The sequence below is a fragment of the Ferruginibacter sp. HRS2-29 genome (assembly GCF_024343615.1).
In the GTDB taxonomy this organism is placed as follows: Bacteria; Bacteroidota; Bacteroidia; order Chitinophagales; family Chitinophagaceae; genus Ferruginibacter.
In genome coordinates, this window is record NZ_RJUB01000042.1 from 1 (window position 1) to 5,827 (window position 5,827).

General features: G+C 43.5%; 5 protein-coding genes and 1 tRNA gene. 1 reads left to right on the forward strand and 5 read right to left on the reverse strand.

Going from position 1 to position 5,827, the window contains the following annotated elements; all coding sequences use genetic code 11:
- From EGI32_RS10620 to EGI32_RS10635, 4 genes are all read right to left on the reverse strand, one after another.
- Window positions 1-1,175, reverse strand: a 1,175-nt coding sequence (locus tag EGI32_RS10620; RefSeq protein WP_255155372.1) for a PepSY domain-containing protein, incomplete at its 3' end; no start/stop codon positions are given.
- Between the two features lie 10 nt (window positions 1,176-1,185).
- A complete protein-coding gene (locus tag EGI32_RS10625; protein WP_255155373.1) occupies window positions 1,186-1,674 on the reverse strand; it encodes a DUF2271 domain-containing protein in 489 nt (162 codons plus the stop codon).
- A 6-nt stretch (window positions 1,675-1,680) separates the two neighbouring features.
- A complete protein-coding gene (locus tag EGI32_RS10630; protein ID WP_255155374.1) occupies window positions 1,681-3,159 on the reverse strand; it encodes an ankyrin repeat domain-containing protein in 1,479 nt (492 codons plus the stop codon).
- A gap of 311 nt (window positions 3,160-3,470) precedes the next feature.
- On the reverse strand, window positions 3,471-4,514 hold the full coding sequence (locus EGI32_RS10635) for an FAD:protein FMN transferase (RefSeq protein ID WP_255155375.1): 1,044 nt from the start codon (window positions 4,512-4,514) through the stop codon (window positions 3,471-3,473).
- 60 nt (window positions 4,515-4,574) lie between these two features.
- Here EGI32_RS10635 and EGI32_RS10640 point away from each other — a divergent pair, with 60 nt between their 5' ends.
- Window positions 4,575-4,754, forward strand: coding sequence for a hypothetical protein (locus EGI32_RS10640; RefSeq protein ID WP_255155376.1), 180 nt, complete (start codon window positions 4,575-4,577; stop codon window positions 4,752-4,754).
- Window positions 4,755-4,904: 150 nt separating this feature from the next.
- On the opposite strand, the gene EGI32_RS10645 is transcribed toward EGI32_RS10640, so the two are convergent.
- A tRNA-Ile gene (locus tag EGI32_RS10645) sits at window positions 4,905-4,978 on the reverse strand.
- Window positions 4,979-5,827: the final 849 nt, after the last annotated feature.

Here is a 5,827-nt window from a genome sequence, read left to right on the forward strand (position 1 = left end):
GCGGTAATGACGATGATGTGTTCCGCCTCCGGAAAAACCGTATAGTTATTGAGTTCCGTGAGAAAAGATGTTTTCCCGTTTTTCAAAAGTTGCTCGTGCAATGCTTTTGCATAACGGAATGTACTGCCATTTTCGGAGCCAACAAGAATGATGTAATTACTTTTGCCGGCTTTGTATTTATTGCTGACCCTGTTCGCACGCCGCTTCATCGTGATCCTGAAACCCGACCAGATAAAGAACACGATGTTGATGGCCGCTATGGCCAGGATGACTGCCCACACTGCACTTGCCCTGCCTGTATGAAGGTTCATGCTCAGGGAGGTAAGCCATTTTGTGTCAGGAAAAAATTGTTCGCTGAGGATGTCTCCCGTAAGCTGGTTGACGACTATCTCCCTGTCGTCTAACTTAAGGGTGTAATAATCTTCCGGGTCTTCGGAGAAGGGGAATTCTACCGATTTTACCTGTGAGAGTTTTATATGTTTAAAAACTTCAAATTTTGCCGGCTGTATCTCAGGTCCGGAACGGATCGCATCGAAATCAATTTTATGGCTGATTTTTTTTTCTTTGATGATACCGAGTGTTTTCAGCGAAAGGATGGTACCGCTGAGCGCAATGATGAGGATCGGGATCAGCATCAGGCGGCCGAGTGTTACGTGTGCATATTGCGCAAAATTATCTTTTACCACTTTGGTGAAAAACCGCCGGACACCGCGTTGCCGTTTTATGACGAGTATCGTACCCGACAATGCGATCAGTAATAAAAAAAATGATGTAAGCCCTACAAAGATCCTTCCCGCTTCGTGTAAAAAAAGAGAGCGATGAAGTGATGTCACCCATTGAAAAAATTCATTTTGTTTTTTGCGTAAGCCAAGCTGCCGGCCGGTTTGCGGGTCCACGTAAGCTTCTACTGTTTTATCTGCAGAATCGGTTCCATTTACAATGACAAACTGGTTATCATCTACCAGCAGTGCTGTTATATCGGTGTAATTTTTTTTGACGGCAGGGATTGCATCCGCCAGTGTGAGCTGTGCAAACTGCTCCGACCGGTAGGGTTGTACTTTTTGTGAAACAGGATCAAATGCCAGTATTACCCCTGTCACGGAAGCCAGTGCAATAAATAAAAAAGAAGATACTGCCAATGCAAGGTGGCTGTATCTCCATATGGAAATAGTCATGTTACTGTACTCAGTTTGGTATCAGGCGCACATAGCGTATGTAGCCTTTACCGTCGCCTTCTGTCTTGGCGGATAAATTTTCTGTGGTCAAAGGAATTTCAATATCCTTTACATGATATGGTTTGTCTTCCACGGCGCTTTCAAATCGCAATGTGTATCCTTTGTTGACCTTTGAATCATCGATCTCCAATACATGTGTGCTGCGATCGCCGCCTGACACGGATGCACCCGTGGTAGCGCTTATGTTCGTCGGTTTTTTAGAATAGAATTTATTCCATTCTTTCAGATCGCGATACCATTTCTTATCCGAACCCAATACATACAAAGTTTTTTCGTAAGCACCTTTGCTGTCAACCAGCGAAATTACGATATATGCGCCTTCGCCCATGTAATTCGTCATTTGAACCAGGCATTTGTATTTTTTAGTTTGCGCGCTGGCTGCAGCAAATGATGAGGTTAATATCAGCGCCAGCGTAATGATCTTACATATTTTTTTCATGGTAGTTTATTTGAGGAAATCTATAGCCACTTTATTTTTTTGAAGGTATTCGTTTTCTGCGGCAAGATCGTACACCGTTTCTTTCAGATCGTTTGTAATGTTTTTTTGCGCCCCTATGGATAACAAATATTTTAATATCACATCATCTTTTGCTGTCAGCGCCGCTTTATGAAGAACGGTCATCCCCTCTTTATTCTTAGCGTTCACATCAATTTTCAAGCCTTCCAGCTTTTTCAACAGGTTGATATCATTTTTAGCGATCGCCACCAGGTACAGGGAATTCCCATCCTGCTGAGGTGCTGTAAAATTAACACCGGCAGCGGTAAGCTCTTTCATTTTTGCATCAAATTCCGCAATCTTTCCCGGGTTATAGGATTGAATGAGGTAATAAGCGAGATTATTACCGGCAGCATCCACAGTTTTGATATCTACACCTTTTTTTACCAGGTAATCCACTACTTCGGGACTGTTATAATTGACTGCTAACGCCAACGCTGAAGCGCCTTTTTTATTTACCTGGCGCAAGTTTTTTACCGACGGCAGCAAAAGGTTCAGCGTAGCGGTATCGCGGTTGTAGGAAGCCGCATTCAGGAACGGGGTATTGCCATCATTATCAGCCTGGTTCACATCTACTCCTTTTGAGAGAAAATAACTGATCACCGGCGCCTGGCTGGCTTTGCGAACAAGGAGATGTAAGGCATTTTCGCCATTTTTATTTACCGCGGTAGGTTTTATCTTCAGGCTTTCAAGATATTGAAATGTTTCCAGGCTGGTGCCCGGCACATTGCCCCTGTTGCCCTGGGCGGCCATCAGAAGTGCATTGTCGGTAAACTTTACACCCTTTGCCTGCAAGGCTTTCAGCAGATTCATATCGCCGCTTCTGGCCGCATAGTTGAAAGCGGTATTGCCATTTTTATCTGTGCTGTTGATGTTGACCCCTTTTGAAAGGAAATAATTTGTAAGCACAAGATCCTTATCCAGCGCAACTCCCAGCAATAATACATTTGCTCCGTCGTGGTTGGCAGCAGCTTTGATATCGACACCTTTGCGGATCAATACTTCATATACTTCCGTATTTTTTTGGCCGCCCCCGGCAGCAAAAATGACAGGTGTGTTGCCGTGGCTATCTTCCACATCCCACTTAGAACCCTTATCCAGCAAATATTCCATCAATACGGGGTTGCCGGCATTTGCCGCCCAGTGAAGGTAGATGCGTCCGTCGTGTGTGATCTTGTCCACCTCATTCCCCTTCAGCGTAAGCAGGTATTTTACAGATTCATCCGGCGCATGATTGTTGATGGCCAGCACTACGGCATCAAAGGCATTGGAATTTAATGCTGCAGGATCGGCCCCTTTTTCAACTTCGGCCTTAACCGTCGCTACATCCGGATTTGTTTTCCAGAAGGATTGCTCAAGCAGGATATTTTTTTGTGCATTGGTGTAAAAAGCTGACAAGCTCAGTAAAACAACAAGGATCTTTTTCATGTGTTGGTGAAATTTCGTTGGCAAATTTATTTGCTATTGCGCAAGAACGGCTGTTAAATGAGGAAATTATATTGCTAGATTGGGAAACCATCAGAAAATTACAGGGAAGATCACAGATTTTAAAAAGATGAAGGGGATTACACAGATTGTTTCCTGCTTCGCAGTAAACCGAAATGCAGTCTATAAGATTTTATGATCTTAGTATAAGCCCCGCGTTTTACAGACTGCATTTCTGTTTTTACGCAGTAAAAATAATCTGTGTAATCTCCTTGATCTTTTTGAAATCTGTGATTCCTTTTCTCATTCCATCATCATTTTACCCTCCACTTTTTCCAGTTTCTTTTTGGTAAATTCTTCGAAGTAAAGATCGTTCCATTATCGGCCATCATGACGCAGCGGTAAACGGGAAATTTTTCCAGCAGTTTCAACCCCTCTTTTTTGCCCAGTACCATCAGTGAGGTACTGAACCCATTGGCCATTTCGGCACTGGGGCCAAATACCGTTACGCTGGTAAGGCCCGTAGCCGGATAACCTGTGGCGGGGTTGATGATATGCGAATATCGTTTGCCATTGAACACTACAAATTTTTCGTAATTGCCGGATGTTGTCACCGCTTCATCTTCAAGCGGCACTATGGCCATGAGTTTGTTATTATGAAATGGATTGGTGATGCCGATGGTCCATGGCTCACCCGAAGGTTGCCTGCCCCAGGTGCGCATATCGCCGGAACCGTTTACGATGCCGGCAGTGATCCCATGGCTCATCATCAGCTCACGGCACTTATCGGCGGCGTATCCTTCGCCCAGGGCGCCGAAGCCGATCTTCATTCCTTTCAATTTTAAAAAAATGGTGCAGGCGGCGCTGTCGAGCAGGATATTTTCGTACCCGACTTTTGCTACTGATGCTTTGATCTCCCCGGGGGAAGGCATCTTTGTCATGGAGCCATCGAATTTCCAGATCCTGTCCATGGCTGCAAAGCTGATATCAAAGGCGCCGCCTGTGAGTTTTGAGAACCAGATCGCCCTTTGTGTGAGCTCAAATACCTCGCGGTCAACTTTTACAGGCCGGATACCCGCATTGGCATTCACTTGCGAAACCTGCGAAGCCGGCTTCCAGTCGGAAATCAGGAACTCTATGCGGCTTACTTCCGCGATAGCGGTATCAATGTAATTTTCTGCGGTGCTGCTGTCTTTGGCCACTATGCTGATATCAAACCTGCTGCCCATGAGTGTTACGCGCCGTTTGCGCAACGTTTGCGAATCAGCGGAAACTGTAGCTAAAAAGAGTGCGAAGAGTATAATAGATCTTGATAACATATAAAGAATGCCTAAAGTGTTGCCATGGCTGGATGACAAAGGTCTTCATTTATCAGGAAAGTTTTAGGCCAGCTTTTTCTTTCTGTGGGATTTTTCGTCATGCCTGTTTTATTGTATGATGCCGGCACCGAAGAAGGTGATATATTTGGCTACGATAATGCGGTAACCAATCCGCCACAACCGATCAAGTTGTTGATACCAGCCAATGCCACTGTACTTGCAAACGGTAATGCCAGCCTGGCGCCCATAGGCAATCTCCGGTTTGTAAAAATAAATTGACCTGGATGAAAAAAGCTAAGCCCTCGCTCATTAAAGGAAAAACTTTCAATTAACTAACATTTTGGATGTAGGTACAGAAACCAGAGATTTTAGAGGAAAAGAGGAAAAAAAACGGGTTTCAGTTTCCCGAAACCCGCTTCCCCACATTTGTGGGCCCACTAGGATTTGAACCTAGGACCCTCTGATTATGAGTCAGATGCTCTAACCAACTGAGCTATAGGCCCGTTATTTTTCAATAACAGGTTGCAAAAGTAAGTAAAACCGGTATTTAACCCAAATAATATGGATATTCCAAAGGGAGGTGAGTGCCAATAAGCTTGGATCACGGATTTAAACCTGATTAAGGGATTACACAGATTATTTTTTCACTGCGTGAAAACCAAAATTCCATCTATGAGATGTTTTACCTTTTTTAAACGGCTCAGTTCTTACAATCTGCATTTTCGTTTCCTGCGCAGCAGAAAACAATCTGCGGAATCCCCTTATCTTTTTTGAAATCTGCGATCTTTCCTTCGTTTTATCCTTCTGTTGTAAATATTTTACTACAGATCTTCCTGAAAACCAGGTATTGAGGTATTTTTCCATCGTAGTTCTACGATACTTTTCACTTTTAGCCGTAATAACCGTGGATGGAAAAACGAGCAGTATTGCTCTTGTGCAGCCGCTAAATTCGCCGCATCTTTGTGTCAGAAGTTGATTGATATTAAAACATCAATCATATCCAAAGATCCAGATAAACCACATCCAAAAATTTTCCAATATCCAATTAAAAAGACCGTAAAATTCAATATCAGTCGACTTCTACTTTTTTTATTTTTTATCCAATATCGTTCGAAAGAACCCAACCAACCAAATCCAGCTTATGCTGCTAACCACAGCGATGATAGCGAAAAACCAGTAGTGTCCCCCACAAGACAAAAAATTTTGAAAGGTCTGTACGAAAGTGCGGACCTTTTTTGTATCGCAGATTACAGATGATTACGTGGAGGGAAAGGATCACGGATTACAAATTGATTAGGCGATTGCACAGATTGTTTTGCTACTCAAAATCCAAATGCAGGAAGTAATAAATT

Coding starts and splice junctions, on each gene's coding strand:
- EGI32_RS10625 (WP_255155373.1), bottom strand. CDS start 1,674: ATGAAAAAAATATGTAAGATCATTACGCTGGCGCTGATATTAACCTCA.
- EGI32_RS10630 (WP_255155374.1), bottom strand. CDS start 3,159: ATGAAAAAGATCCTTGTTGTTTTACTGAGCTTGTCAGCTTTTTACACC.
- EGI32_RS10640 (WP_255155376.1), top strand. CDS start 4,575: ATGCCTGTTTTATTGTATGATGCCGGCACCGAAGAAGGTGATATATTT.